The sequence below is a fragment of the Paraliobacillus quinghaiensis genome (genome assembly GCF_003426025.1).
In the GTDB taxonomy this organism is placed as follows: Bacteria; Bacillota; Bacilli; order Bacillales; family Amphibacillaceae; genus Paraliobacillus_A; species Paraliobacillus_A quinghaiensis.
This window is the reverse complement of record NZ_QJSH01000001.1, coordinates 360,314-386,779: the sequence shown is the minus strand read 5'-3', so window position 1 is coordinate 386,779 and position 26,466 is coordinate 360,314. Positions and strand designations below refer to the sequence as shown.

Below are 26,466 nucleotides of genomic sequence, written 5' to 3'. Positions count from 1 at the left end.
GAAATGGGGACTTAAGGATATGAACATCCTCTACCAGATAAGATACTCAAAAGGTTGAACCGCCGTATACGGATCCGTACGTACGGTGGTGTGAGAGGTCGGGGCTGTGAAGCCCCTCCTACTCGATTTCGGCTCGCGCTGTTCCCGTAGGAGTGTCAAGCCTTTGCTTCCTCCGCTGGATAGCCCATCTATATTTGTAAATTGATTAATGTTTACGGTTGTTAAATCTCGTACTTTAAGCTTTTCTTAATTGTAGTGCACCGACTAGCGTATCAAATGAAATTGACGACACTCCTCGGAAATATAGATCGATTTCCTTCGTGCGATGTGAGTTCATTGAAGCATTCCTTGTCCTGCAGGAACAGCGCGAGCTGAAGATCCACTCGGAAAGCGCCCTTTGGGTCTGCGGTTACTCGACCCACCGAAAAGATTTGCTTATCCGAGTTAGCTGAAGCCGTGCCTGCGGAAAGGGAGTCAATTTCATTTGAGGAGCGAGTCTGGAAATTCATTTTAATGCACATTATATAAATTGTTTCATAAACTACGATCTTTTAGAAAAAAAGCGTTTAAAAAGGACCAGGTGGGGTTTGTCCTTTTTTTCTTATTGCCAAAAAAACTTTAAAATAATGATCTGCAGAATTAGCTTTTCCAATTCCAATGACGAGCCCTTGTTATTGACAACTTGTACGTAATATGATAAATAATGAATGTTAGCACTCATGATAGTTGACTGCTAATTATTATAATTGAGAGGGGTATACATATGAGTAAAAAGCAATTTGAAGCCGAATCTAAACGACTTCTAGAAATGATGATTAATTCGATTTATTCACAGCGTGAGGTTTTCTTAAGAGAGTTAATCTCAAATGCAAGTGATGCAATTGACAAGATGTATTACAAAGCATTAACAGATGAGTCGATCACATTTAACCAAGATGACTATTACATAAAAGTTACTGCTGACAAAGATGCACGTCAGCTAACAATCACTGATACAGGAATTGGTATGACAAAAGAAGAGTTGGAGGATAACTTAGGAATCATTGCCAAGAGTGGTTCTTTAGCATTTAAAAAAGAAAATGAAATTAAAGATGGTCATGATATCATTGGTCAATTTGGTGTTGGTTTCTATGCTGCATTTATGGTTGCGGATGTTGTAACGGTATGGACAAAAGCATTAGGAAGTGATCAAGGATATAAATGGGTATCAGAAGGTGCAGATGGTTACACAATTGAGCCGTATGAAAAGGATACTGTAGGAACAACAATTACGTTAACATTAAAAGAGAGTACAGAAGAAGATGACTATGATAGCTTTTTAGATGAACAACAGTTGAAATCAATTATTAAAAAGTATTCTGATTTCATTCGTTATCCAATCAAAATGGATGTTACGGAACAAAAACCAAAATCGGATGAAGAAGATGCTGAATTAGAGGAAGTTGTCGAAGAAAAAACAGTAAATAGCATGGTTCCAATTTGGAAAAAGAATAAAAGTGAATTGACAACAGAAGATTATGAACAATTTTATGCAGAAAAGCATTATGGTTTTGATAAGCCACTTCAACACATCCATGTTAGTGTAGATGGAAACATTCGGTATAATGCAATTTTATATATTCCTGAAAGCATGCCATATAACTACTATTCTGCAGAATATGAAAAAGGATTAGAGTTATATTCAAACGGTGTTTTAATCATGAGTAAGTGTGCGGATCTGTTACCAGATTATTTTAGCTTTGTTCAAGGACTAGTTGATTCAGAAGATCTATCTCTAAACATATCTAGAGAAATGCTGCAGCATGACCGTCAATTAAAATTAATTGAGAAGAATATTACTAAAAAGATCAAAACTGAATTGAAAAAAATGCTTAACAATGAAAGAGAAAAGTATGAAAAATTCTATAAGTCTTTTGGTCGCCAATTGAAATATGGTGTGTACAGTGACTTTGGTCAAAATAAAGAAGTATTACAAGACTTATTACTATTCCATTCTTCTAAAGAAAAGAAACTTGTTTCTCTAGCGGAGTATGTAGAAAGAATGCCAGAGGATCAAAAATATATTTATTATGCATCTGGTGAATCTAATGAACGAATTGAACGTCTACCGCAAACAGAAGTTGTATTAGATAAAGGTTATGAGATTCTTTATTTCACAGATGACGTTGATGAGTTTGCAATCAGAATGATTATGGAATATGACGGCAAAGAATTTAAATCAGTATCAAGTGGTGATCTAGGATTTGAATCAGATGATGCTACTAATAATACAGAAGAAGAAACAAAAGATAATCAAGAACTATTAGATCATATGAAATCAGTGCTTTCTGATAAGGTGAAAGATGTACGTATTTCAAAACGATTGAAAACTCACCCAGTATGTCTAAGTAACGATGGTGAAATTTCAATTGAGATGGAAAAAGTTCTAAATATGATGCCTGATAACCAACAAGTAAAAGCAGACAAGATATTAGAAATAAATGTGAATCATGACGTATTTGAGTCTTTAAAAGAAGCATTTGATCAAGATAAAGATAAAGTGGATGTGTACACAAACATTTTATATAACCAAGCCTTATTAATTGAAGGACTTGCAGTAGAAGATCCTGTTGCATTTACGAATGATATCTGGAAAGCAATGGCTTAAATAAAAAGGAACCTCTTCTTTAAATTGAAGAGGTTCCTTTTTGTAGTGTTAAACTATTTTTTCTGTTGAATGCACAAGTGATTTATTAATCTCCATTTCATCAACATAATAACCTTCAAAGTTTTTCCATATACCATGAGCAGGTGAGATGCAGATATTCTCTTTATTGAGTAAAAAATCACTATTATCAGCAATGCCAAACGCATGATCTGTTTGTTTGAATAAATACTTTCTCATTGGAGTTTTTGGCTTCACTTCTTCTTTTAAATTCATATAGAGTTCTAATGCTTTCTCTTTTGAATCTTCTTTTGTGTACATTAACCTTAAAAGATGGAAGTAGATACTTAATGCCACTTCTGATTTCTTCAACTTAGAAAGTTCCTCTGGATTTCTCCATAGAAAATCAGCATAGTCCCATACCACTTGAGGTAGTTCATTTAATCGACCTGAAAAATATTCCGTAATAAAATTATCTACCAGTGCGATCGTGTATATATGTGTGTCCTGTTTCCCCAACTTCTCTTGGAGGCCATTAATTAAAAAGTTCCTCAAAAAGTGGGAATTCTCATTTGTAACTTGTTCATGTTTCGAAGAGAATAGTGCGTATTGATAGACCTGCATGGCAACAAAAAAACGATTTTTTTTAGCGAGTTTATATGCTGGAAAATCCCCAATTACAATTTCATTTTTTATTAAACTTGTTACTAGAAAAAAGAGTGTTATAAATGTTAGCGAAATAATAACTGTGAATAATACCGAACTTAGGGTCACATTGGAAGTATTTAATATAATTAAAATCGATGACAGTGTAACGATACACCAAAGAATGACCGAAGCGATTGGTCCGGCAATAAGTGCTTTAGCGTATCCGGACTGCATTTTAATTAATTCTGATTCGTTTCTGACTGGTTCAAGATCTGGAACTGCAATCCCACCTAACGCAGTTACATTATTTGGACGAAAACGTATTTGCCATCGCCCTTTTTCCTTAATAAATAAGAAAAAGATAATAAGTACGGCTCTCATGTTAATTCCGTTTCGACTGAAACTATATGCATGACCGAGTTCATGAAAACTTACAGCCAATAAGTATGTACATATGATAATAAATATATTGGCAGCTGTAGACAAGCCGGTGAATTTAGAAGGAATATCAATAGACAAAGAAATACTAGCAGCTAAAAATCCAACAAACCCTCCAATTATTGCAGAAATTAGAAATATAGTGAGTGTTTTTTTCATTGTAAATTTTCCTCTCCACTAATTGTAAATACTACCATATATATATTATCATACATATTTAGAATAAATAGAGAATAATTTGTCAAAACACAATATAAATGAATCATTATATATATATGATACAATCTTATTACTTGAGTTTTTCATCTAGGGGTGACAATCCAATTGGAAATTAAATTAAACAAAAAAATTATTGAACAAACTTGCGGAAAAGTCTCTTACAAGAGTGGAGATGCTTTTTATCGTGCCAATAAAGTGAAAGTTGAATCAGTGACATCTAAAGTTTGTGTGGCGACTGTTGTTGGAACGGAGGATTTTCATGTGATAATTAAAAAAGATCTGAGTGAAAATTTTCATGCGACTTGTAGTTGTCCCAAGTTAGCTAGTATCACAAAAGATTGCCAACATGTTGCCGCTGTTTTAATAGCAATCCATGACCAACAGTCACTTCAACATGCAAATAATTTAACAAATGGATTAGTAGAAATTTTTCAAGAATCTACACCACGTCCAAGTGGCCAACAAGTCCACTTTGAATCGAGAGAAGTTGTAGATACGAAATTTATTCTAAAACCTATAGATATAGTAGAAGAAGGTAATCTGTTTGCGGTTGAATTGGTTATTAATTCTGTGAAAGTGGAAGATATTCGAACATTCCTTAAAGACGTAAACGAAGGGATACCTAGTAAATTATCTTCATCATTAATGTTCAATTTAAACGATCACTGTTTTGAAAAAGAGACAGATAATGTGATTCAAGAGTTTTTTAAATTGATGAAAGATGAACGGGTTTATTTTGATAAAGATAAACGTAATTCAGCTGGAGCAATAAGTAATAGTCAGTTGGTTATTACCCCTAATTATTGGAGGGAGCTACTTCCATTACTAATAAAAGCTCCTTTAGTAGCTGTGAAATATGAACAAACTACTTATCCAAAAATTCAATTAACCGAAGAACGTCTACCTATACATTTTGAATTAGTGGAAACAGAAGACAAACTATATCACTTAAAAGTAAGTGGAATGAAAGATATACTTCTATTATTCACTTATAATGATGTATTTTTTAATGGTAAAATAGCTCAATTAGAACCCCAACAATGCAAACAATTAAGCGAGGTAAATCGAATGTTGGTAGGTTTGAATACAGACAAAATCCCAATTTCACAGCAACAACTTCATTTTTTTCTCGAAAAAGTTATTCCAGGATTGAGAGCACTAGGCGAGGTTACTATCACAGCAGGTATTCAGAATAAAATAAGCGATGCACCATTGATGGCGAAGTTATATTTAGATCGTGTACAAAATCGTTTGCTCGCTGGACTTGAGTTTCATTATGGAAATATCGTGATAAATCCGCTTGAAAACTCTAACGAAACACTAAATACAGTGTTCATTAGAGATACTGATAAAGAGGCAAAAATCTTGCGATTGATGGAAGATAGCTTGTTTGCTACAACTGACAGTGGTTATGTTCTTTATAATGAAGAGCTTGAATATGACTTTTTATATAATAAGCTTCCAGAGATGCAGCAATTAGCACAAGTATATACAACAACTGCTATTAGAAATCGCATTGTTAAAGCGAATTCTTTTCCTAAGATTCGGGTGAAGTTCAAAAGAGAGCGAACGAATTGGTTGGAATTTAAATTTGAAATGGATGGTATAAGAGATGATGACATCCGTGACCTTTTAGAAGCTTTAGAGGAAAAACGGAAATATTATCGTTTAAAAGATGGAGGACTACTTGCTTTAGATACAAGAGAATTTGAGGAAATTAATCGGTTTCTACAGGGACTTCCTGAGGGGAAAAGTGGAGATTTAGAAGATGGCTTAACAATGCCGATTGAGAAATATATGGAAGTGCTTGACTCGGTTGAGTCGAGTAAAACATTTTTGGTTGAAAGTTCATTTAAAAACTTTTTAAAGGATATTGAAAAACAAGGAACTATGAAGTTTGCTATACCAGAAAGTTTAGCTCCAATCTTAAGAGAGTATCAGATAGAAGGATATCAATGGTTGAAAACATTAGCAGAATATGGATTTGGTGGAATTTTAGCAGATGATATGGGGCTTGGAAAGACTGTCCAGAGTATAACTTATATCTTGTCAGAACTAACCAATATTAGGGAGGTTCAAAAGCCTGTCCTGATTGTCTGTCCATCATCTCTAATTTATAACTGGTTAAATGAATTAGCTAAATTCACTCCAGAAATAAATGCTACTGTTATTGCTGGGAATAAGAATCAGAGAAGTAAACAGAAAAAAACAGTCCAACAAATAGACGTAGTGATCACCTCTTATCCAATTCTTCGTCAGGATATCAATTATTTTGAAAAAGAAAAATATCACACTGTTTTCTTTGATGAAGCGCAAGCATTTAAAAATCCAATTACGCAAACAGCTAGAGCAGTTAAGCGGATTAAAGCTGATCACAAGTTTGCCCTAACAGGTACACCAGTTGAAAATTCGATAGAGGAATTGTGGGCAATTTTTCATGTTGTATTTCCTGATCTGTTCTTAGGTTTAAAGCAATATAGTACTCTGTCCAGAAAAATGATAGCAAGAAGAGCCAGTCCGTTTTTACTACGTAGATTGAAGACTGATGTATTGAAAGAACTGCCTGATAAAAAGGAGTCGATTGAATCGGTTGAATTACTTTCTGAACAAAAGCAATTATATGCGGCTTATTTGGCTAAACTAAAACATGATACACTAAAGCATTTAGATAAAGAGACTTTTCGAAAAAATAAAATTCAAATTTTAGCGGGGTTAACTAGGCTACGGCAAATTTGTTGTCATCCAAGTCTTTTCATTGATAACTACAGCGGAACTTCAGCTAAATTTGAACAATTAATGGATATTATCAAAGAAGCTAAACTATCAGGTAGGAGAGTATTAATTTTCTCTCAATTTACGAAAATGCTTGAGTTGATAGGTAAAGAATTAACGAAAAAAGACCTTTCCTTTTTTTATCTTGATGGACAAACACCGGCAGAAGATCGAATGAAGATTTGCGATTCTTTTAATGCTGGTGCCCGAGATCTTTTTCTAATCTCAATGAAAGCGGGAGGACAAGGACTTAATTTGACTGGTGCTGACACGGTTATATTCTTTGACAGTTGGTGGAATCCAGCAGTTGAGGAACAAGCAGCAGATCGTGCTTATCGGATTGGTCAAAAAAGTGATGTTCAAGTAATTAAGCTTGTAGCAAAAGGTACAGTTGAAGAAAAAATGCTTGAATTACAAGATAAAAAGCGACATCTAATTGGAGAATTAATGGATCCGGAAGAAGAAGTAACTTCTACTATTACAGAAGAGGACATTAAAGATATTTTGATGATATAGCAGTTATGTACTTTTTTCTTCATTCGCAGACAAAATTTAAAAAAATAACTACAGTTAAAAATAGGGTTTAAACTATCTAAATGTAGGTAAATTAAACAAGAGTGTATTTTTTAAAAAAAGTCGATGTCACAAAATCGACACAAAAAACCATACTGAACTTCATGACTTTTTATACAAATGAGTTTAAAATATAAAAAGAGAAACATTCTAATTTAATAAATGTTAAAATAAAGATAATAGTATGTGTGTTGTTTCACTATCTAAGTGTATAATGCGCAGGGAGGTATTAATATGGAATTTGATACAGTCATGATGAGTAGATTAATCACAGCAATGACACTAACCTTTCACATCATTTTTGCAACATTAGGTGTAGGTGTGCCATTATTTATTTCATTAGCAGAGTTTATTGGGATAAAAAAGAAAGACAAACATTATGAATTATTAGCAAAACGGTGGGCAAGAGGTTTTGTCATAACGGTTGCTATAGGGGTAGTAACTGGTACAGCTATTGGTTTACAGTTATCTCTAGTTTGGCCTAACTTTATGCAACTTGCTGGTAATGTAATAGCTTTACCATTATTTATGGAGGTTTTTGCATTTTTCTTTGAAGCTATTTTCTTAGGTATTTATTTGTATACGTGGGATCGTTTTAAAGGAAAATATACACACTGGTTAATTTCCTTGCCTGTTGTACTTGGAGCTGGCATATCAGCGGTGTTTATCACAACAGTTAACTCATTTATGAATTCACCTGCAGGATTCACGATGATAAACGGAGAGTTCACTGATGTTAGTCCGATTGGAGCAATGTTAAATCCATCAACACCAGTGAGAGTTGCCCACGTTTTAGGTGGATCTTATGTTACTGTAGGGGCTATTTTAGCGACAATTGCAGCACTAGCTTTGTTACGAAAGAAAACGGCGACCGAATATCATAAAAAAGCACTAAAAATGACAGTTATTTCAGTTTTTGTTTTTTCAGTTTTAACAGCAGTAGCAGGAGATGCTTCTGCAAAATATTTAGCAGAACATCAGCCAGAAAAATTAGCAGCTGCTGAATGGCATTTTGAAACAGAAAGAAATGCTGATCTCGTCTTGTTTGGTTGGTTAAACGATGATAATGAAGTGGTTGGAGAAATTAGACTACCTGGTTTTCTGAGCTTTTTAGCTCATGGTAGTTTTAACGCTGAAGTTATTGGTTTAGAGGAAACACCAGAGGGTGAACGTCCGCCACTATGGATCCATTATATGTTTGATTTGATGGTCTCTATAGGGTTTTTCTTGGTAGGAATCTCGTTCCTGTACCTAGTGTTAACTTTCTTCAAACGCTGGAATGCTAATAATAAATTTATGCTCTGGCTAATTGCGGCGAGTGGACCACTAGCGATGTTGGCAGTTGAATTTGGCTGGATCTATGCCGAAGTGGGGAGACAACCTTGGATTTTAAGGGGTTATATGACAGTGGATGAAGCTGCGACTTCTTCACCGTATATTACACATATGTTCTTCTTGTTTTTAGCTCTCTATATTGTCTTAGGAGCACTTTTTGTCATCACATTAAGAAAACTATTTAAAAACAATCCAGCAGCGGTTGAATTAGAAAAACACTACCCTGAACTTAATAAGGGGGATAAATAATGAGTTATGAGTTAATTGGTATTAGTGTACTATGGTTATTTTTATATGGTTACGTAATTATTGCTTCTATTGACTTTGGAGCAGGTTTCTTTGCCTATTATGCAAAAGCAACAAAACGTGATCATATCATTAATCAAATTATTTCAAGGTATCTGTCACCAGTTTGGGAAGTTACCAATGTATTTCTTGTATTTTTCTTCGTTGGGATCGTTGGCTTCTTCCCAACGACAGCTTATTATTATGGCTCTGCCTTGTTAGTACCAGCAAGCTTCGCCATCATCTTGTTAGCAATTCGTGGTTCGTTTTACGCTTTTGAAAACTACGGTTCAAAACAAAGCAATGTCTATATGTTCTTATACGGTGCTACAGGGCTCTTAATCCCAGCTTCATTGTCAGTGGCATTAACGCTATCGGAAGGTGGATTCATCACTGAACAAGACGGGGTGGTATCGTTAAATTATTGGGAGCTTTTCACAAGTCCTTTAGCCTGGAGTATCGTTGCGCTTGCCATCGTATCCGTACTGTTTATTAGTGCAAGCTTTCTAACGTTTTATGCGTCACGAGCAGATGATAAAACGGCACTTGACTTGGTACGTAAATGGGCACTTTTTTGGGCAACGCCTACGATTATCATGGCTTTGACAACAATGATTGCATTAAGTCAACGTAATCAAAGACATTACGAAAATATGTTGGATTTATGGTGGGTCTTTGGCTTGTCAATGGGATTTTTCGTGATCGGAATGGGATTACTATATGTAGGTAAACATTACGGAAAGGCCTTTATTGCGATAATGCTCCAATTTTTCTTTGCGTTTTTTGGTTATGGAATAGCACAATATCCATATTTGCTTGATCCGTTTATTCATATTGAAGATAGTGTAACAAATGAAGCAATGGGTATTGCATTAATTGCGGCCTTTATTGGTGGTTTACTATTACTTGTTCCTTCACTGATCTTACTAATGCGGTTATTTTTATTTAACGCAGATTATGCCAAGGGGAAAAAATAGTATATTATACATGCGTTAAATTTGTTTTAGGGGACTGAATGATACATGCAAAATTTGAAAAATACTGTATTTATGCATAAAAAAAGAATCATTTATTTAATGGGATTAACGCTTTTTCTTGGTTTAGCTATTATTGTACAGGCGTTTGCTATTACCTCTATTGTTGATGGTGTATTTGTTCAAAAGAATTCCTTCTCGGCAATTGTACCTTGGCTTATAATACTGGCCATCGTGCTATTAATTCGTGCTGTATCGGATTATATGAGTAAACGAATTGGTGTGTTAATTGCAAGTGATGTTAAAGGTGATGTTCGCAAAAATTTGTTAAACAAATATGCCAGACATCCGGTTGCACTTGCTGAAAAAGGACAAACAGGCAAAAAAGTCGGTATGTTACTTGATGGTGTTGATGAGATGGATAGCTTCTATAGTCAATTTATTCCACAAGTGATGCAGAGTACATTCGTACCATTATTAACAATGATTGTGATTTTTACGCAACACATTAATTCAGGTATCATACTGCTTATCACAGCACCATTTATTCCTATCTTTATGATTGTTATTGGGATTCAAACCCAAAAAAAATCTGAAGAAAAGTTAGAAAAGCTAGCTTCTTTTTCTGGTACTTTTTTGGATACATTGCAAGGACTTGTGACTTTAAAATTATTTGGTCAAACAAAAAAGCAAAAAGATGAAATAGAGAAAAGTAGTTTAGGTTTTCGTGATACAACAATGGATATATTAAAGATCGCATTCACACAATCGTTTATGCTTGAAGTGATTTCGATGCTTAGCATTGGTATCGTGGCATTAGAAATAGCCTTTCAGCTCGTTCTCTATAATAATATTTCCTTTTTCACAGCTTTTGTTGTACTTGTACTTGTTCCTGAATTTTTCACTGCATTAAAAGAACTGGGTACCACTTTTCATAATGGAAGAAGTAGCATGGGAGCAGCTAAAAAAGTACTTGAAGAATTTGATGAAGAAGAGCGAGCACCGCAGTGGGGTAAAGAAGTATTAGGGGAACAGGATATTATTCCGACTATACATTTAGATCAGGTTAGTTATAGATATCCAGACAGTGATTTTCAGTTACAAGATATTGAAGCAACTTTTCTGCCAAAACAAAGAATAGCGATTGTTGGTGCAAGTGGGGCAGGTAAGTCCACCTTGCTTCATCTATTAGCAGGTATGATCACTCCTGAACATGGCGCAATAAAAATTAATCAGAAAAATCTAGTAAACTTTACTGAGGAATCATGGCTGAATCAATTATCATACATCTCGCAGCAGCCTTATATTTTTTCAGGTACTATTGGTGAAAATATTGCAATTGGAACAAATCAAGCCGTTGATAAAAAGGCTATACAAGAAGCTGCAGAATTAGCAGGCATTGCACCACTAATTGAAACATTAGAAAAAAAGTATGACACACCAATTGGTGAAGCTGGTCGAGGCTTGTCTAGCGGAGAGATGCAACGAATATCGATTGCAAGAGCTTTTCTTAAAAATCCAAATATAATTTTACTAGATGAGCCGACACGTGGACTAGATCTGGCTACAGAAAAGATCTTGCAAGAATCGATCGAAAAACTGGCCAAGACTGCGACTGTGATTACAGTAGCTCATAGATTGCATACCATTAAAACTGCTGATCAAATATTATTTTTAGAAAATGGTCAATTAAAAGCAGTCGGTACACATGATTCACTACTTGATTCATTAGATGCATATCGTAAGATGGTTACGATACAACAAGGAGGGAAAGAAGCATGAGGGCACTACAAAAAGTCATAAAACTTATGCTAATTGAGAAGAAAGACATCCTCCTTGCAGTGTTATTTGGGTTTATTGCTGGAATAAGCAGTGTCGGACTATTTGCTGCTAGTGGATATTTGATTTCAAAAGCAGCACTAGCCCCTCCGCTTTATGCATTAATTGTGTTAACATCTACTGTGAAATTACTTGGATTTATTAAGGCTGGTACCAAATATGGTGAACGGATCTTTTCACATCGTGCTACCTTTTCTATTTTAAGTAATTTGCGTGTTACTTTTTTTGAAAAGTTGGAACCATTAGTTCCACATATATTTCGAAAATATCGTAGCGGAGATTTATTAGGTCGAGTAGTTGGTGATGTAGAAAGCTTACAAAATTTCTTTTTGCGTGTTTTTTACCCGCCAATAGTGTTATTACTCGTTTTTGTTAGTACAATTTTCTTTACAAGTTTTTATTCAATTGCAATTGCTGTAATCTTGTTACTTGGCTTTTTACTGACAACGTTTGTTATTCCAGCATTGTTCTCATTAAGACAAGTAAAAATAAACACAAAAGTAAGACAAGAACGTGGAGATTTATCAACGGAGATAACTGAATTAATGTATGGATTCCGTGAATTGAAAATTTTTCAACAATTACAGAATAAAGAGAACCAGCTCTTAACACAATCTGAAGCATACATTGATCAACAAAAACAAGAAAATATAAATAAAGTCTATAGCCAATCGCTCAATGGTTTTATTACTTTTATTGCTAGTTGGTTTGTGTTGGCCGTAGGAGCTTACTTAGTTGTTGATGGCACGTTAGAAGGTATCTTCTTAGCGATGCTTGTCATGATTTCACTAACTGTTTTTGAACCTGCTGCACCGATGGCTGTCTTCCCAATCTATATGCAAGAGAGCCGCGATGCATCAACACGTCTCTACGATGTTGTAGAAGATCCCGATATTCAAGTACATCAAACGAAAAATACCATTAGCGAATTACCTGCAGCTGCACCAGCTATTTCTTTTAATTCGATCAGCTTTACGTATATGGGAGATTGGCGAACAACCATACCGAAACTCTCACTTGAAATACCAGCTGGTTCAAAAACAGCGATTGTTGGCGCGAGTGGGTCAGGTAAATCTACACTATTACAATTAATTTTGAAAATGCAACAAGTTCAAGAGGGAAAAGTATATTGGGGCACACATGATATTTCTCAGGTATCAGGTACTGCATTATGGAAGCAAGCCAAAGTCGTCTTACAAGAGAATCATTTCTTTTATGGGACAATTCGAGAGAATCTGTTAATAGCAAATTCTAATCTACCTGATGATACATTAAAAGATGTATTAGAAAAAGTAATGCTCGATCAATTTTCACTTGATGATCACGTATCAGAAAAGGGAGAGAATCTATCAGGTGGTGAAAAACAACGCCTAGCAATAGCTAGAGCAATGTTGAAAAGCGGTCACTTATGGGTGTTGGATGAACCAACTTCATCGTTAGATGCACAAACGGAACAAGCAATCTATCAACATCTTTTATCACTAGCAGAAAACGACACATTACTTTTGGTAAGCCACCGCCTACAAGGGTTAGATAAGATGGACCAAATTATTGTAATGGACCATGGGGAAATTATTGAGTTTGGCTCACATCAAGAGTTAATGCAACAAGAAGGCTATTTCTTCAAAATGAATAAATTGGAGGGAAGTTTGCTCTAGATTTATTATATAATAACCTGCTGAGAAATATTTCTGTTGATTGACATATAGGTACTAACTGGTACGCTATAGCTAATCAATTAAATAACACAATGAACCACTAGAGGAGTCTTTAGCTAAAGGCTGAGATTGAAGTGATACTTCAAGACTCTTAGGACCTGATCTAGTTCAAACTAGCAAAGGGAAGTGGCAGGCGAAAAAGTCTATATTTCTGTTAATTTATTCTACCACCACTTTCTTTAAAGAATCTAAGAAGGTGGTTTTTTGTGTAGGAAAGGGAGAAATAGAAATTAAATTCTCAGAGGAAATGCGAAAAGAAGCTGATCCAGTTTGGCAGGCTAGTTTATACCACCCGTTTGTTAAAGGAATAGGGGATGGCACACTACCCCTATTACCATATATCGTTCATTACGGATTCGTTTTGAGTACGTAATATAAAAAACAAACCTTTAAGCAGTTCAATTAACATATAAATTGGGCTGCTTATTTTTGTTGATTTATCAATGTAATAAACGAGTTGATATCAGATGGTAAGGTCGCTGCTATTGTCACCTGCATAATTCAATTGTTAAATCACGTTTTAAATTTTCATAAAACAAAGGTGAAATGGATATTTGTGTTAAAATAATAATATTAATAATTGTACTCAAACTAACTTGCAGGATAATGCAATAAGACTTTGCTCGAAAGGAAGATGTTTTAGTGAAAAAAGTATTTTTAATGCTTATGATTCTTATTCCTGCAATTATCTCAGGTTGTTCAAACCAATATAATAATGAAGATGTAGTAGCGATGGTTGGTGATAAGGAGATAACTGTTGCAGATGTACGATTAATTTATAGCCTCGAAGAAAAAGGGTTGAATGAGGCAATAAAAGATTATGTAAAAGAAGAAATAATGGTTCAAGAGGCTAAAAGAATGGGGATAGATGTATCTAAAAAAGTAAAAGAACTTAAAGAAATGAACACTCCCTTCTCTGCGGAACAATTAAAAGAACAAGAAAATTACACTCAAAAAATTTAGAAATCCTAAAAGCAATGAATGATAATGTTTAAATTTGTGATCGACTTCACTTAGAAACAGGTGGTGATTGTTGAACAAGAAGCTGTCAATGCTGCAGTTCCTATTGCTTATAGCACTGATTTTGCGAAACATAAATGAATAACGGGCGGTTATATGTAAAAACAATTCGGAGGTGTGTTTAAATGGAATGGATGATGTTATTTGGTGTTTTACTTACAATTTTACCTTTGGTTACTTTGAAAAAAATGAAAACAGAAACGAAAATTCAGAAGTTCTTTCATATTGGTAGCTTAGTTATAGGAATAATTTGCTTGGTATCATCTATTATGTTATTTATTCAATTTGCCAATTCAATGTAACTTCCTTTTTTTAATATAATGAATTCAATAGTGTAAATCTTTAAAAAGAATTACAACATTGTTTAATTAAAGAGTACAAGAGTTAAGTGAAAACATGTACACATTGTGGGGGAGAGTTAAAAATAATGAAAACAATATTAGCAAAAATAATATATTTCACTTTTACTCTATTTATTTTTACTGTGTTATGGAAAGTAATGATTGAAATATGGGATGCTTTTGTCCCGTGGAATTATAAAACTGATCTATTAGGAATTTTTGTAGTAGCACCTATTGTAATATCATCTTCATTTATTTTATCAAGTTTGTGTTTTAAAGTTATAAGGGAGACTGAATAATATTAAACATTCCAACCGTACCTATTGCATTAATTGGAACAAGAGTTGAACAGTTAAAGGGCAGGTATTTGTAATTTATGATTACGTTCAAAAAGAGACGAGGGAAGACTGAAGGGGAAAATGAGGGTGGTAGTAGTCAGGTGTGAGTTATTTAGAACTTTAGCAGAAGATGTAGCAGATACCCTATTATTCACATACCCAATTGATGACGTTGAAAATATGACGAAATTCCTTAAACATGTAAGAAATTTACCTTCGGATGCAAAGGAAATATTTTAAATAGGAGCTATCTTTTTACGTAATGGTATTGAACTATCTGACAATAGGTAGACAGGGTGGATACCTTGAACTTTGTATTTAAATGTACTTAAAGTAACGGGGAGTTTTAATTTTACAAGATAGTAAAAAGAAACGCTCATATTAAAATTATTGAGCGTTTTTCAGTGGCGATAATAATTTATTTGTGCTTGTTATTTCTGTTGCTATATCTAATTCGATTGAACCTTATATTTATATTTTACTCACATTTGACATTCATTAAGGTTTTAAAACAACCTTAATACAGTTATCTTCTTTTTTGTTAAAGATATCATAGCCATAAGCGGCTTTTTCAAGCGGGAGTTTATGCGTAATGATTTTAGTTGGGTCGAACTCTCCGTTTACAATTTGCTTATAAAGTGGTTCCATGAAAGACCGAGCATGAGCTTGTCCAGTCTTAATATTAATATTACGGGAAAAGAAAGCACCTAGTGGAAATAAGTTATAATTACCTCCATATACCCCAGTTATTTGATAAGTACCACATTTCTTAACGGCTTTTGTTGCAATCTGTATTGGTCCAAGTGTTCCACCTTGTAGTTTTAGCTTCTGTTCGACAAACTCTAAAGGTGATTTTTTTCCATCCATTCCGACGCAATCAATTACAACATCAGCACCACCATTTGTTGTATCTTTAAGCACTTCACCCATATCGTCATATTTGGTGAAATCAAATATCTCTGTTTTATTTACATTTTTTGAATACTGTAGTCGGTTCTCAATATAGTCGACAGCAATAACTCTTTCTGCTCCTTTTTGCCAGGCAAATTGCTGTGCCATTAACCCTATTGGACCAGAACCTAAAATGATTACAGTATCCCCAGCTTTCACTCCAGCATTTTCAACACTCCAATAAGCGGTAGGAAGCACATCCGAAAGGAAAAGTAATGACTCATCCTCAAGCTCACAATCGTCTGGAATCTTAAAAGGTGTGTAATTGCCATATGGCACACGTAAATATTCCGCTTGTCCGCCGGGGTGATTACCAAATTTTTCTGAATAACCAAAGTAACCTCCTGAATCATAATGTGGATTCGCATTATCACATTGGCTCTCCATATGCAAATTACAATAATGACAAGTTCCACAAGCAACGGTAAAAGGAATCACAACACGGTCCCCTTTTTTTAGTTTGGTTACTTCTGGTCCAACTTCTTCGACGATTCCCATTGGTTCATGTCCGATACTATAACCAATTGGAAGCGGTAAATTCCCTTGATATAGATGTAAATCTGATCCACATATTGCAGTAGAAGTAATACGTACAATGATGTCTTGTTTATCCTCTATTTTTGGATAGTTAACATCTTTAACAGCAACTTCATATTTTCCTTGGTACGTTACGGCTTTCAATGCCATCACCTCATTAATTTAATTGTTGTTAGTATGTTTTTATCAACAAAAAAGATACGGTATCAAAAACCATAAAATAATTTATTTGAGTGTTGTAAGAAACTACACTCTGGCTATACTAAAAATCGGTATGCATATAAGAATGAAAGGAAGTGTAATAAAGTGGGGGCAAATAAGGAAAAACAACAAAACAAAATTAAATGGTGGCAATTAGCACTAATTGGTGTAGGTTGTACAATAGGTACAGGTTTTTTCTTAGGATCAGCAATTGCAATCAAAAGAGCCGGACCAATGGTACTTGTTTTGTTTATTCTTGCAGCTGTTGCAACATATATTGTCTATGATGCATTATCAAGTATGAGTGTTTCAGACCCACAGAAAGGATCTTTTCGTACGTATGCAAAAAAAGCATATGGCAGATGGGCCGGTTTTAGCAATGGCTGGGCGTATTGGTCCTCTGAATTACTTATTATGGGGAGTCAATTAACTGCGCTATCTATTTTTGCACAATATTGGTTTGCAGATATACCATTGTGGATTTTGTCTAGTATTTTTGGTGTGTTAGGAATTGGTGTAATTGTATTAGGAGTTTCAGGATTCGAGAAGATTGAGAATATATTTGGTGCAATGAAGATAGCAGCAATTTTAATGTTTATTATTATTGGTATTTTAGCAATTAGTGGTTTCTTAAAAGGTGGAGCACCAGATAGAGCTTTCGCTTTTTCAAGTAAAGGAATATTTCCAGGTGGATTCACTGGTATTTGGACAGCATTTATCTATGTGTTGTATGCATTTGGTGGAATTGAAGTAATGGGGATCATGTCTAATGAACTGAACGATCAGAAACAAGCCCCAAAAGCAGGGAGAGTTATGCTATCTGTTTTAACAATAATTTATGTAGTATCAATAGGGCTTGCTGTCTGGATCGTTCCAAGTGAAAAGTTTAATGCAGATGAAAGTCCTTTTATTATGGTGATCAACCAGTTTGATTTAAACATTATTTCACACATATTTAATGGAGTACTTATTATCGGTGGTTTTTCTACTATGGTTGCATCTCTATATGGGATTACGACAATATTAACAACACTTGCAGAAGATGGAGATGCGCCTCGTCTGTTTGTAAAAACAGGTCCAAGAGATGTACCTTATTATTCGGTTCTCCTTACGACCACAGGATTAATTGCATCAATTGTAGTTGCTTTGCTTTTACCGGATAAAATATATGAATATATAACGACAGCAGCCAGTTTAATGCTGTTATATATTTGGGTTTTCATTTTATTTACCTATCATAAAATTAGTGAATTATCAGGATGGAAACAGTTGAAACGTTGGATAGGAATAGGATTATTGTTTACCGGGATAGTTGGCACATTGTTTGATAAAATAGCTCGAATAGGTTTCTTTATTAGTTTCGGATTTATTCTGATTATCACTGTTGTAACATTTGTCATGAGAAAAAAATGGCGTTCACAAACCGAATAACAATTTAATTGCTTGGTATCCAAAATATCCAGCAAAGCCGAAGAGTGATATTGCAGACACTAGAGATATTCCTTTAAGTAATGTGGGAGTAAGTATTTTTCTGAATCCACTGGAGATAGTAGCCATTGTAATATCCCACAACATTAATCCTAATAAAACAGCACCACCATAAAGGACAACGTGGGACAAGTCGTAGTGATGGATTGTGTTGGCAAGAATGGATCCGTAGATTCCTAGCCAAAATAAAATGGACAGAGGATTTGTGATGGTTAATAAAAAGCCACTAAAAAAAGTTTTTCTAAGTGAATCTGTGTGCCTATCTGCAGCGTTTGTGTTTGTTATTTTAGGAATGTTAATTATATTTTCAACCGCAGTATAAAAAAGGACAAATGCACCAAAAGACCATAAGAAAGTTTTCATGATTGGCATTTCCAAAAAGTGTACAACACCAAAAAAGATTGCAATGATAAATAGAAACTCACCAACAATAGAGCCTAAACCAATTAACCAGGAATGAAAAAAGCCATTTTTAATTCCATGATTTATTTGTGCAGCATTAATTGGTCCTATCGGAGCTGCTAAAGATAAACCTAATACTAAATAACTTAAAAAAATGCCCAACAGATCTCACTCCTTTTGTTAGCTTGTACTATTTATATTCAAGATGTCTGTTCTTATGAAGAAATAAATAATGTAAGCCTAAAAAAGACGCTAATACTCTAATGTATCAACGTCTTTAATGTAGTGGATTTTTTTAATCGAAATTGTAGTTGTTCATCATACCACGAGATCTGTTTCTGTCTGAATAATATCCATTTTCTCCATGGCAATCATTGAACATTTCCTGTTGTTGCTCTGTTGAAAAACCTGGGTGCATTTCTTCCATGTAAGGTTGCATCTCTTCAAAACTCCACCAGTTACTAGGATTTGCGGTATTGGCATAAACATAAGAACCTGCTCCGCCTAATAAAATAACAATTCCTAAAATACCTGCAACTATTTTTTTCTTCATTTATATCATCTCCTTTACTACAAATATAATAACGAAAGGTTATGCAGATTTTATCGAGTAATGAAATAAAAATCTTAAGTGATTTAATTTGGGGTTTAACATGTCTGTGATTAGTAAATGATACATATATATATGACCCTATTTGTAGGGGTAGGAGGAGTATTGTTATGATGAACATACTTCGTATCTTAAAGAATGTAGCTTATAAAACTGATTATAATAATTTAGATACGTTAGAAATTAAAGAAATCACTGAATCCTCTACAAACATGAAAGAGGGTTCTCTTTTTATAGCAATCAAAGGATACGAAACAGATGGACATGCTTATATTGATGATGCAATCGATAAAGGGGCTGCCGCAATAATAGGTCAAAATGATATTAGTAATTTACCTGTACCGTATATTCAAGTTGAAAACAGTCGGAAAGCATTAGCTAATATTGCTAGTAATTTTTATGATAATCCATCTTGTAAAAAGAAAATGATAGGGATTACCGGAACAAATGGTAAAACAACAACTAGTTATCTGATTAAACATATTCTAGAGGAAAGTGGTAAGTCATGTAGTTTAATAGGAACTATTGAAACGATTATTAATGGGGAGAAGGACAATTCGATTAACACTACACCCGGTGCATTTACTATAAATAAGCTATTAGATAGAAGTGAAGATGAATTTGTCATTATAGAAGCTTCATCACATGGCTTATCTCAATATCGATTAGAAGGAATCACTTTTGATATTTGTCTTTTCTTAAACTTGAGTCATGAACATCTTGATTACCATGATTCAATGGAAGAATATTTTGAGACAAAAGCATTACTATTTAAAAAGTTGAAAGAAAATGGACTAGCTTTAGTGAATACAGATAATGAGTGGGGTAAAAAATTACATGTACGTTTAGAGCAAGAAAATATAAAAACATATTCTATTGGAGTAGAAGATAACAGCAATTATCGTATGATGGATATAAATGTATTAGGAAATGGTTCAACTAAACTGGAGCATAAACAGGCTACATATACATTAGATTGTCCTATGAAGGGCATCCATAATATGTATAATGCTTGTATGGCATATGCAACTGCAGATCAACTTTCTATTGAAGAAGAAACAATTATAAAAGCACTAAAGAATTTCCCAGGAGTCGATGGGCGATTCCAAATATTTTCTCAATCAAATGGTGCAAAAGTTATTATTGATTATGCACATACAACGGATGCCTTTTTTAATTGTTTACAGACAGCAAAAGAAGAAGGGGCCAAACGGATTATTCACATCTTTGGATTTAGAGGGAATCGAGATACATCCAAAAGACATGCTATGCTTGAATTAACAGCTGGGCTTAGTGATCAATATTTGTTAACATTAGATGACTTGAATGCAGTACCATTAGAAGAGATGATTGAAACATTAGAAGAAATTCATGATGCGATTGGTAATGACAAAGGTGTGGTTATTCCAGATCGAACACTTGCTATTCAAGAAGCAATGCAAAATAGTATTGCTGGTGATTGGATTATTATTACTGGTAAAGGACATGAATCTTATCAGCAAGCTTTTGCTCTACCTACTATGACGGATAAAGAAACGGTGGAGTATTTAAGTCAGTGAATAGTCAGAATATAGAGTTCAAGAATCTTATCATTAGGCTTGTATAATAAAAACAATTTTGTGGAACTTTTTGAAAGGAATTTCGTAATAATAGGAAGTGAAGAGACAAAATAAATAATCAGTGAAGGTGTTGGGAAAATGGAGAAAAAATTAACGCGATCAATTTATGACAGAAAATTATCTGGAGTTTTTGGTGGACTTGGGAATTATCTGAATATCGATCCGACAATACTTAGATTATTATTCGCAGCGTTTACTATATTTAATCCGATTTTCATTTTAATCTATATTGTAGCCGCTGTTATAATTCCGACTGAGCTTTAATGTTCTGAAAGAACTTCTACTAGAATATATGTAAAAAAGGAGTGCAAAGTAACCCTTGCACTCCTTTTCTCATATTTTAATAAATTGTTGCTCCTACAATAATAAGAAGGATAAACAATACTACAATTAATGCAAATCCTCCGCCAGCACCATAACCAGCAGTAGGGGCACATCCGGCATATCCAGCTGTTGCTGGAGCACCGTAACCTGCACCATACCCAGGTGCGCCATATCCGTAGCCCATATATTTGACCTCCTTAATTAATTTTTTTGATCATAACCTTAGTAACCGTAACCACCATAAGAAGCTCCTATGATAATTAACAAAATAAACAACACTACAAGTAAAGCAAAACCTCCACCAAATCCTGCAACTGGTTCACCCATTAGCAAATACCTCCTTTATCACTTTAATAATACTGTATGTATTTTCTAACAGAGTGATATGGTCATTAACCCAGTTTTGTAAATTTTGTAGATATACAACACAAATTTAACCGTTTTGAAATGGACTTATGCTATACTATACACATGAAAAAAATAACACATCTGTGCTATTCGCAGGAGAGGTTCTAGCGACACCCTCTATAAAAAACTAAAGATTGAACGTTACCGCTATAGGATATCGTTTTTTATTTTGTTTGGTTGGCTAGAATTCTCTTTTTCTATTTGAAAGGAGAATTTTTTTTATGAAGAAAAATGAAAAAGCAATTGTTGTATTTAGTGGAGGACAGGATAGTACTACCTGTTTATTCTGGGCACTTCAGAAGTACGATCATGTCGAAGCTGTTACGTTTAATTATAATCAGCGTCACAATGATGAAATTAATGTAGCAACAGAAATTGCGAAAGAACTTGAGGTAAAACACCATATTTTAGACATGTCATTGTTAAGTCAACTGGCTCCGAGTGCACTGACACGAGATGACATTGAAGTGAAAGAAGGGGAGAATGGGGATTTACCATCAACATTCGTTCCAGGACGTAATTTATTATTTTTATCTTTTGCAACAATATTAGCAAATCAAATTGGAGCAAAACATATTATCACAGGTGTTTGTGAAACTGACTTTAGTGGTTATCCAGATTGTCGAGATGTATTCATTAAGTCATTAAATGTATCACTTAATCTATCGATGGATGATCAATTTGTAATACATACACCATTGATGTGGCTTGATAAAAAGGAAACATGGGAACTGGCTGATCAGCTTGACTGCTTCCAATACATACGGGGAAAAACGTTAACTTGCTATCATGGTATAAGAGGCGATGGCTGCGGTGAATGTCCATCATGTATTTTGCGGAAAAAGGGTCTAGATGCGTATCTGAAAGAATTTAGTAATTAATGTGCGGAACTAAGTAACAATAAACTGTGGAGCTGTAGGAGTAATTGAAAAATACATTTAGCACTTATTGTGCTATTGGAAATGATAATGGGTCAATCCCTCAACAAGCTATTTGTTTCTGAAGAAGTATTGACCCTTTTCTAATATCATTTTATTAAGATTAAGAGCTTAGTTATTGCCAAACGCCTCTGGAATCATTGTAAATCCTTCGATAACAGTATCTTCTTCAACTTCAATCATGATACAGAGTTTACCATTAAAATTAACTTGTCTTACATATTTTAAATCTTGTGGACTCAAAGAAATATTGGCTACTTTTGTACTGATTTTAATAGACTTTGAATTATATTTTGGTAGGATACTGCTTGCTTTTAGCTCATAGTTGTTATCATCAATGACTTTTTGGAAAGCAGCTTCTACCTTTTCTGTATTCACTTCTTCAACACCACTCATTTTTAAAACGCGCTCTACATCTTTGTGGTCTAATCTTGGTGTATCTTCTTCCTCATGCTCTTCGATTACACGGTTGATTTCTTCATAAACATTGGCAAGTGTTGAAGTATTGAGTTGATTTCCTGTTACATCTTTTACAATTTCTTCGAAAACTACTTTATCTTCTTGTGCAGTCATCGTCTCTTCAGCATTTAGAACATCTTCTATAAATTCAGGATCAGGCTCGTTCGCTTTTGCAGAGGAATATAGAACGTGATTGACATCAGCAGCATTATCGGTGAAACAAGGGAATAAGAATCCAGCAACTGGAGTATTAAGGTTGATCACTGGATCGACCTTTACGTTATATTTGAATTCCTTCTCAATATAGTCAAATTGTAGTTCTTTTTTAGGCTCTTGTGTGTTATTTATACTGGATAAAATGAAGGAGTTAGAAAAGACAGTATCACGATTACTCACTTCAGATTCTTCACTTCGTTTCATTGGTTTTAAGTATTCCCCACGAATGAATGTAACAACAATATCTTTTTCATATTGCTTTTCATGAAGCATTTTTTCTACAAGAAGTAGCATTTGTGCTTTCCAATCTTCTACATCACTGCTTAATAATCCTTGATGTAGTATAAGTTGACTGCTATTCTCCGCTTCACGTTGAAATTTTAATTCAAATAATTTTTCATCAAGTTGCCCTGTAAGTACTTTTTTGAAGTTAATCATAAATAACTCTTGCTGATCCTCATCTAACATTTCAAATGGCTGACTTTGCTCATGATAGATTTCACTTGATTCCTTCATGATATAAACATTATAAATTTCTTTTATTTTTAATAAATCATTCCCAACTTTAAATTGCTTTCGAATATTTGCTATATCTTTTTTGTTCATCTATTATTTCCTCCTATGGTAATCATAACTGCTACTTTAATATTTGGTAGAAAGTACTTATTCGCTATAGTCTTAGAAATACCTTCTTATTTTAACACAATGATTGAAAGTCTAATATGAATGAATTATTAGAACGATAATATTTACAAATTTTTCTTGTCATAAACAAACAGATTACATGCTTCTATTTAGCTACAGTGGAAGTTTTTAAGATTAGAATGGACAACAGGGAAGGGAGGTTTGATATTAAGCGAACATAATATATATGGAAAAAAATTAATTATAGTTTGTTAATATTAATCCTAGTTAAGATCGGAAAGCGATAATACCAAGATGTTATTTAATTAGAACTGCCGGAATCAAATGCGATTTTGGCAGTTCCAAATAGAGGTATCTTTTAAAACTACAGACTAAAATGCTCTAAACTCTTATCTACTATATCTTGGTTTATTCCAATATAACGTAATGTGATATCTGGTGAGGAGTGGTTAAAGATATCTTGAAGTAAAGCAACGTTTTTATTAATTGTATAGTGCCAGAAACCAAACGTTTTTCGCATGCTATGTGTTCCAAAATCTTTAATACCAACATTTTGTGCGGCGCGATTGAGAACCTTATACGCTTGTACTCTTTGTAATGGTAAATCTGTTTTATTAGAAGGAAATAAATAATCTTCATCGTTCATATCTTTTGTGTAATCTAAAATAATATTTCTTAATTCAATATTAATCAGAAATCGTTTGTTTTTCCGCGTTTTTGTCTCCTTCATAACAATGTGTGATTTTCCACGAACATCCATCACTCTTAGAGGAAGAAGGTCACTAATTCTCAACCCCGTATTAAGTCCCATTATAAATAAAAAATAATTACGGTAAGAGGTTTTATGTAATTCTGCTTTCATTGCTTCTATTAAATGTTTATCCCTGATTGGTTGAACAGTTTGCATGCCTTTACTAATCAGTGCGTGATAATCAGATTTAACTTTTGCAATTCTTTTTGGATCTCTTAGTTTTGATTTATTTAATTCATTAATTTTTCTATTAAGTTCATAATCACCGTATTTATTTTGTAGATACATATATTCACCTTTTGTTAAATATACATATTCTGCATATTCGTGTTTTTCCAAATAAAAACCCCCTAAAAAATGTAATGCAGAGAAACGACCTCAGACGAAATTATCTATTCTTTTATGACCAATCACCTTGCTAATTCTCTCAAAATGCGATTCTATAGCATTAGCACATTTGTTCTAAAAAAACACAAAAAAATAATACAAACTTATTATATAAGGTGTATTTTTCTATATATACCATTTTAATGATGAACGTCCGTTATCAATATGTATTATACCATAAATTGATAATAACTGAAATAGTGAATAATACGTTGATATAACATGTTTTCACTAATTTTCATAATGAAACATAATACATATTATGTTTCATTCAATAATATACCAACGAGTTTTTTAAAATTGAGTACACTTAGCTGCTTTAAATATTTTGAATTTAACGTGAATGGCTTATTTTATTGACATTGGTAATATAAATTGCTAACTTTAGTCAAGTAAAGTAAATAGTTAGTTGATGCATTCGCTATATATAATAGAGGTTTCTAGAAAATGCAATTATAATAACAACAAAAAATGTTCCTATATAGAAAGATGTTTTTGTTGAAATAGTAGTGGGAAGTTCTTGTACAGGAGGTCGATGATATATGAAAAATTTAATAGTTATTTTGGGTTCTTTGATTGTGGCATTTGCCTTTAATTTTTTTCTTGTTCCATACGGAATATTAAGTAGCGGAATAAGTGGTATTGCAATTTTGTTTGGATTACTGACGCCATTTGATATCGGACTTATAAATCTGATTCTAAATTTACCTTTAATTGTATTAGGTTATATTAAGTTAGGAAAAGAGATTACAATCAATACGATTACTTGTGTAGTTTCCTTATCAATATTCTTATACGCTTTGCCAGTAGTAATGGTAGCTGATAATCTTTTACTTTCCAGTATTTTTGGGGGTGTAATTGGCGGTATCGGAATAGGGATAATTTTAAAATATTCTGGTTCATCTGGCGGCTTAGATATTATCGCAATTCTTATTTCTAGAATAAGTAATGTTAGTGTTGGAATGCTTTTAACTGGTATGAATGGTGTTATTGTTCTTATTTCGGGTGCTATATTTGATTGGAATATTGCTTTGTATACGATGCTATCGATTTATTTAACAGGAAGGGTAATTGATACAATTCATACCAATCACATTAAGTTAACGATGCAAATTGTCACGTCTAAAGGGGACGTGATTCGACAAGAATTATTGAAAACGATTTACCGTGGCATAACAATAACAAATGGCTATGGAGGATACACTCAAGAGCAAAAGCAAATTTTGATGATGGTTGTTACGCGATATGAAACAATGCAAATTAAAGAGATTGTTCGTAAGCATGATAAAAAAGCTTTTATTAATATATATGAAACTGTAGAAGTAGATGGAGAATTTGCTAAGAACTAGCTTATTCTTCATTTTTTTAATTATATTTTGCATATAC

At 33.7% G+C, this 26,466-nt stretch carries 23 protein-coding genes and 2 riboswitches; of the genes, 15 read left to right on the top strand and 8 right to left on the bottom strand.

Annotated features, from left to right (window positions below; all coding sequences use genetic code 11):
- The first annotated feature begins 763 nt into the window (after positions 1 to 763).
- The gene (gene htpG / locus D2K40_RS01945) at positions 764 to 2,647 is read left to right on the top strand and encodes a molecular chaperone HtpG (RefSeq protein ID WP_117152409.1); all 1,884 of its coding nucleotides are present in this window, start codon (positions 764 to 766) and stop codon (positions 2,645 to 2,647) included.
- 48 nt (positions 2,648 to 2,695) lie between these two features.
- Here the strand turns inward: htpG and D2K40_RS01940 are convergent, their stop codons facing one another.
- The gene (locus D2K40_RS01940) at positions 2,696 to 3,889 is read right to left on the bottom strand and encodes a M50 family metallopeptidase (RefSeq protein ID WP_117152407.1); all 1,194 of its coding nucleotides are present in this window, start codon (positions 3,887 to 3,889) and stop codon (positions 2,696 to 2,698) included.
- A 165-nt stretch (positions 3,890 to 4,054) separates the two neighbouring features.
- On the opposite strand from D2K40_RS01940, the gene D2K40_RS01935 reads away from it, so the two are divergent.
- The 9 genes from D2K40_RS01935 to D2K40_RS01895 all read left to right on the top strand — a co-directional run bounded on the left by D2K40_RS01935 (position 4,055) and on the right by D2K40_RS01895 (position 15,384).
- A complete protein-coding gene (locus D2K40_RS01935; RefSeq protein ID WP_117152405.1) occupies positions 4,055 to 7,237 on the top strand; it encodes a DEAD/DEAH box helicase in 3,183 nt (1,060 codons plus the stop codon).
- 291 nt (positions 7,238 to 7,528) lie between these two features.
- Positions 7,529 to 8,878 carry a cytochrome ubiquinol oxidase subunit I gene (locus tag D2K40_RS01930; protein WP_117152403.1) on the top strand — a complete coding sequence of 450 codons (1,350 nt, stop codon included), beginning with the start codon at positions 7,529 to 7,531 and terminating at the stop codon, positions 8,876 to 8,878.
- Complete coding sequence (locus D2K40_RS01925; protein ID WP_188618776.1) at positions 8,878 to 9,891, top strand: cytochrome d ubiquinol oxidase subunit II; 1,014 nt, start codon at positions 8,878 to 8,880, stop codon at positions 9,889 to 9,891. The genes D2K40_RS01930 and D2K40_RS01925 overlap by 1 nt, the downstream gene beginning before the upstream one ends.
- A 45-nt stretch (positions 9,892 to 9,936) precedes the next feature.
- Positions 9,937 to 11,670 carry a thiol reductant ABC exporter subunit CydD gene (gene cydD, locus D2K40_RS01920; RefSeq protein ID WP_117152399.1) on the top strand — a complete coding sequence of 578 codons (1,734 nt, stop codon included), beginning with the start codon at positions 9,937 to 9,939 and terminating at the stop codon, positions 11,668 to 11,670.
- Complete coding sequence (gene cydC, locus D2K40_RS01915) at positions 11,667 to 13,385, top strand: thiol reductant ABC exporter subunit CydC (RefSeq protein WP_117152397.1); 1,719 nt, start codon at positions 11,667 to 11,669, stop codon at positions 13,383 to 13,385. Before cydD ends, cydC begins: the two co-directional genes overlap by 4 nt.
- A 92-nt stretch (positions 13,386 to 13,477) precedes the next feature.
- Positions 13,478 to 13,587: riboswitch (TPP riboswitch) on the top strand.
- A 500-nt stretch (positions 13,588 to 14,087) separates the two neighbouring features.
- Positions 14,088 to 14,408: a SurA N-terminal domain-containing protein gene (locus D2K40_RS01905; protein ID WP_117152394.1), complete on the top strand. Its 321-nt coding sequence runs from the start codon at positions 14,088 to 14,090 to the stop codon at positions 14,406 to 14,408.
- Positions 14,409 to 14,590: 182 nt separating this feature from the next.
- A complete protein-coding gene (locus D2K40_RS16300; protein ID WP_162879107.1) occupies positions 14,591 to 14,767 on the top strand; it encodes a hypothetical protein in 177 nt (58 codons plus the stop codon).
- Between the two features lie 125 nt (positions 14,768 to 14,892).
- Positions 14,893 to 15,105 (top strand): hypothetical protein, encoded by a 213-nt coding sequence (locus tag D2K40_RS01900; protein WP_117152392.1) that lies wholly within the window; start codon positions 14,893 to 14,895, stop codon positions 15,103 to 15,105.
- A gap of 126 nt (positions 15,106 to 15,231) precedes the next feature.
- Positions 15,232 to 15,384 (top strand): aminoglycoside 6-adenylyltransferase, encoded by a 153-nt coding sequence (locus D2K40_RS01895; protein ID WP_229666597.1) that lies wholly within the window; start codon positions 15,232 to 15,234, stop codon positions 15,382 to 15,384.
- Between the two features lie 258 nt (positions 15,385 to 15,642).
- Here the strand turns inward: D2K40_RS01895 and D2K40_RS01890 are convergent, their stop codons facing one another.
- Complete coding sequence (locus tag D2K40_RS01890; RefSeq protein ID WP_117152389.1) at positions 15,643 to 16,776, bottom strand: zinc-dependent alcohol dehydrogenase; 1,134 nt, start codon at positions 16,774 to 16,776, stop codon at positions 15,643 to 15,645.
- A 162-nt stretch (positions 16,777 to 16,938) separates the two neighbouring features.
- Here D2K40_RS01890 and D2K40_RS01885 point away from each other — a divergent pair, with 162 nt between their 5' ends.
- A complete protein-coding gene (locus tag D2K40_RS01885; RefSeq protein WP_117152387.1) occupies positions 16,939 to 18,264 on the top strand; it encodes an amino acid permease in 1,326 nt (441 codons plus the stop codon).
- Here D2K40_RS01885 and D2K40_RS01880 read toward each other — a convergent pair.
- Positions 18,250 to 18,885: a LysE family transporter gene (locus D2K40_RS01880; RefSeq protein WP_117152385.1), complete on the bottom strand. Its 636-nt coding sequence runs from the start codon at positions 18,883 to 18,885 to the stop codon at positions 18,250 to 18,252. The two genes, D2K40_RS01885 and D2K40_RS01880, sit on opposite strands and share 15 nt — an antisense overlap.
- 133 nt (positions 18,886 to 19,018) lie before the next feature.
- A complete protein-coding gene (locus tag D2K40_RS01875; RefSeq protein WP_117152383.1) occupies positions 19,019 to 19,276 on the bottom strand; it encodes a hypothetical protein in 258 nt (85 codons plus the stop codon).
- A gap of 167 nt (positions 19,277 to 19,443) precedes the next feature.
- On the opposite strand from D2K40_RS01875, the gene D2K40_RS01870 reads away from it, so the two are divergent.
- Entirely contained in the window at positions 19,444 to 20,892 is a 1,449-nt protein-coding gene (locus D2K40_RS01870) for a UDP-N-acetylmuramoyl-L-alanyl-D-glutamate--2,6-diaminopimelate ligase (protein ID WP_229666596.1), read from the top strand.
- A 138-nt stretch (positions 20,893 to 21,030) separates the two neighbouring features.
- A complete protein-coding gene (locus tag D2K40_RS01865) occupies positions 21,031 to 21,216 on the top strand; it encodes a PspC domain-containing protein (protein ID WP_117152381.1) in 186 nt (61 codons plus the stop codon).
- Between the two features lie 76 nt (positions 21,217 to 21,292).
- On the opposite strand, the gene D2K40_RS01860 is transcribed toward D2K40_RS01865, so the two are convergent.
- Both D2K40_RS01860 and D2K40_RS01855 read right to left on the bottom strand, forming a co-directional pair.
- Complete coding sequence (locus tag D2K40_RS01860) at positions 21,293 to 21,460, bottom strand: YjcZ family sporulation protein (protein WP_117152379.1); 168 nt, start codon at positions 21,458 to 21,460, stop codon at positions 21,293 to 21,295.
- A gap of 38 nt (positions 21,461 to 21,498) precedes the next feature.
- Complete coding sequence (locus tag D2K40_RS01855; protein ID WP_117152377.1) at positions 21,499 to 21,603, bottom strand: YjcZ family sporulation protein; 105 nt, start codon at positions 21,601 to 21,603, stop codon at positions 21,499 to 21,501.
- Positions 21,604 to 21,776: 173 nt separating this feature from the next.
- Positions 21,777 to 21,821: riboswitch (PreQ1 riboswitch) on the top strand.
- Positions 21,822 to 21,905: 84 nt separating this feature from the next.
- Here D2K40_RS01855 and queC point away from each other — a divergent pair.
- On the top strand, positions 21,906 to 22,565 hold the full coding sequence (queC, locus tag D2K40_RS01850; RefSeq protein WP_117152375.1) for a 7-cyano-7-deazaguanine synthase QueC: 660 nt from the start codon (positions 21,906 to 21,908) through the stop codon (positions 22,563 to 22,565).
- A gap of 168 nt (positions 22,566 to 22,733) precedes the next feature.
- On the opposite strand, the gene D2K40_RS01845 is transcribed toward queC, so the two are convergent.
- Positions 22,734 to 23,903 (bottom strand): DUF4317 domain-containing protein, encoded by a 1,170-nt coding sequence (locus D2K40_RS01845; RefSeq protein ID WP_117152373.1) that lies wholly within the window; start codon positions 23,901 to 23,903, stop codon positions 22,734 to 22,736.
- Positions 23,904 to 24,306: 403 nt separating this feature from the next.
- Positions 24,307 to 24,849 (bottom strand): site-specific integrase, encoded by a 543-nt coding sequence (locus D2K40_RS01840; protein ID WP_117152450.1) that lies wholly within the window; start codon positions 24,847 to 24,849, stop codon positions 24,307 to 24,309.
- Between the two features lie 773 nt (positions 24,850 to 25,622).
- Here D2K40_RS01840 and D2K40_RS01835 point away from each other — a divergent pair.
- Positions 25,623 to 26,429, top strand: a complete 807-nt coding sequence (locus D2K40_RS01835) for a YitT family protein (RefSeq protein ID WP_117152371.1) — start codon at positions 25,623 to 25,625, stop codon at positions 26,427 to 26,429.
- Positions 26,430 to 26,466: the final 37 nt, after the last annotated feature.

Coding starts and splice junctions, on each gene's coding strand:
- htpG (WP_117152409.1), top strand. CDS start 764: ATGAGTAAAAAGCAATTTGAAGCCGAATCTAAACGACTTCTAGAAATG.
- D2K40_RS01940 (WP_117152407.1), bottom strand. CDS start 3,889: ATGAAAAAAACACTCACTATATTTCTAATTTCTGCAATAATTGGAGGG.
- D2K40_RS01930 (WP_117152403.1), top strand. CDS start 7,529: ATGGAATTTGATACAGTCATGATGAGTAGATTAATCACAGCAATGACA.
- D2K40_RS01925 (WP_188618776.1), top strand. CDS start 8,878: ATGAGTTATGAGTTAATTGGTATTAGTGTACTATGGTTATTTTTATAT.
- cydD (WP_117152399.1), top strand. CDS start 9,937: ATGCAAAATTTGAAAAATACTGTATTTATGCATAAAAAAAGAATCATT.
- cydC (WP_117152397.1), top strand. CDS start 11,667: ATGAGGGCACTACAAAAAGTCATAAAACTTATGCTAATTGAGAAGAAA.
- D2K40_RS16300 (WP_162879107.1), top strand. CDS start 14,591: ATGGAATGGATGATGTTATTTGGTGTTTTACTTACAATTTTACCTTTG.
- D2K40_RS01900 (WP_117152392.1), top strand. CDS start 14,893: ATGAAAACAATATTAGCAAAAATAATATATTTCACTTTTACTCTATTT.
- D2K40_RS01875 (WP_117152383.1), bottom strand. CDS start 19,276: ATGAAGAAAAAAATAGTTGCAGGTATTTTAGGAATTGTTATTTTATTA.
- D2K40_RS01870 (WP_229666596.1), top strand. CDS start 19,444: ATGATGAACATACTTCGTATCTTAAAGAATGTAGCTTATAAAACTGAT.
- D2K40_RS01865 (WP_117152381.1), top strand. CDS start 21,031: ATGGAGAAAAAATTAACGCGATCAATTTATGACAGAAAATTATCTGGA.
- D2K40_RS01860 (WP_117152379.1), bottom strand. CDS start 21,460: ATGGGCTACGGATATGGCGCACCTGGGTATGGTGCAGGTTACGGTGCT.
- D2K40_RS01855 (WP_117152377.1), bottom strand. CDS start 21,603: ATGGGTGAACCAGTTGCAGGATTTGGTGGAGGTTTTGCTTTACTTGTA.
- queC (WP_117152375.1), top strand. CDS start 21,906: ATGAAGAAAAATGAAAAAGCAATTGTTGTATTTAGTGGAGGACAGGAT.
- D2K40_RS01845 (WP_117152373.1), bottom strand. CDS start 23,903: ATGAACAAAAAAGATATAGCAAATATTCGAAAGCAATTTAAAGTTGGG.
- D2K40_RS01840 (WP_117152450.1), bottom strand. CDS start 24,849: ATGCAAACTGTTCAACCAATCAGGGATAAACATTTAATAGAAGCAATG.
- D2K40_RS01835 (WP_117152371.1), top strand. CDS start 25,623: ATGAAAAATTTAATAGTTATTTTGGGTTCTTTGATTGTGGCATTTGCC.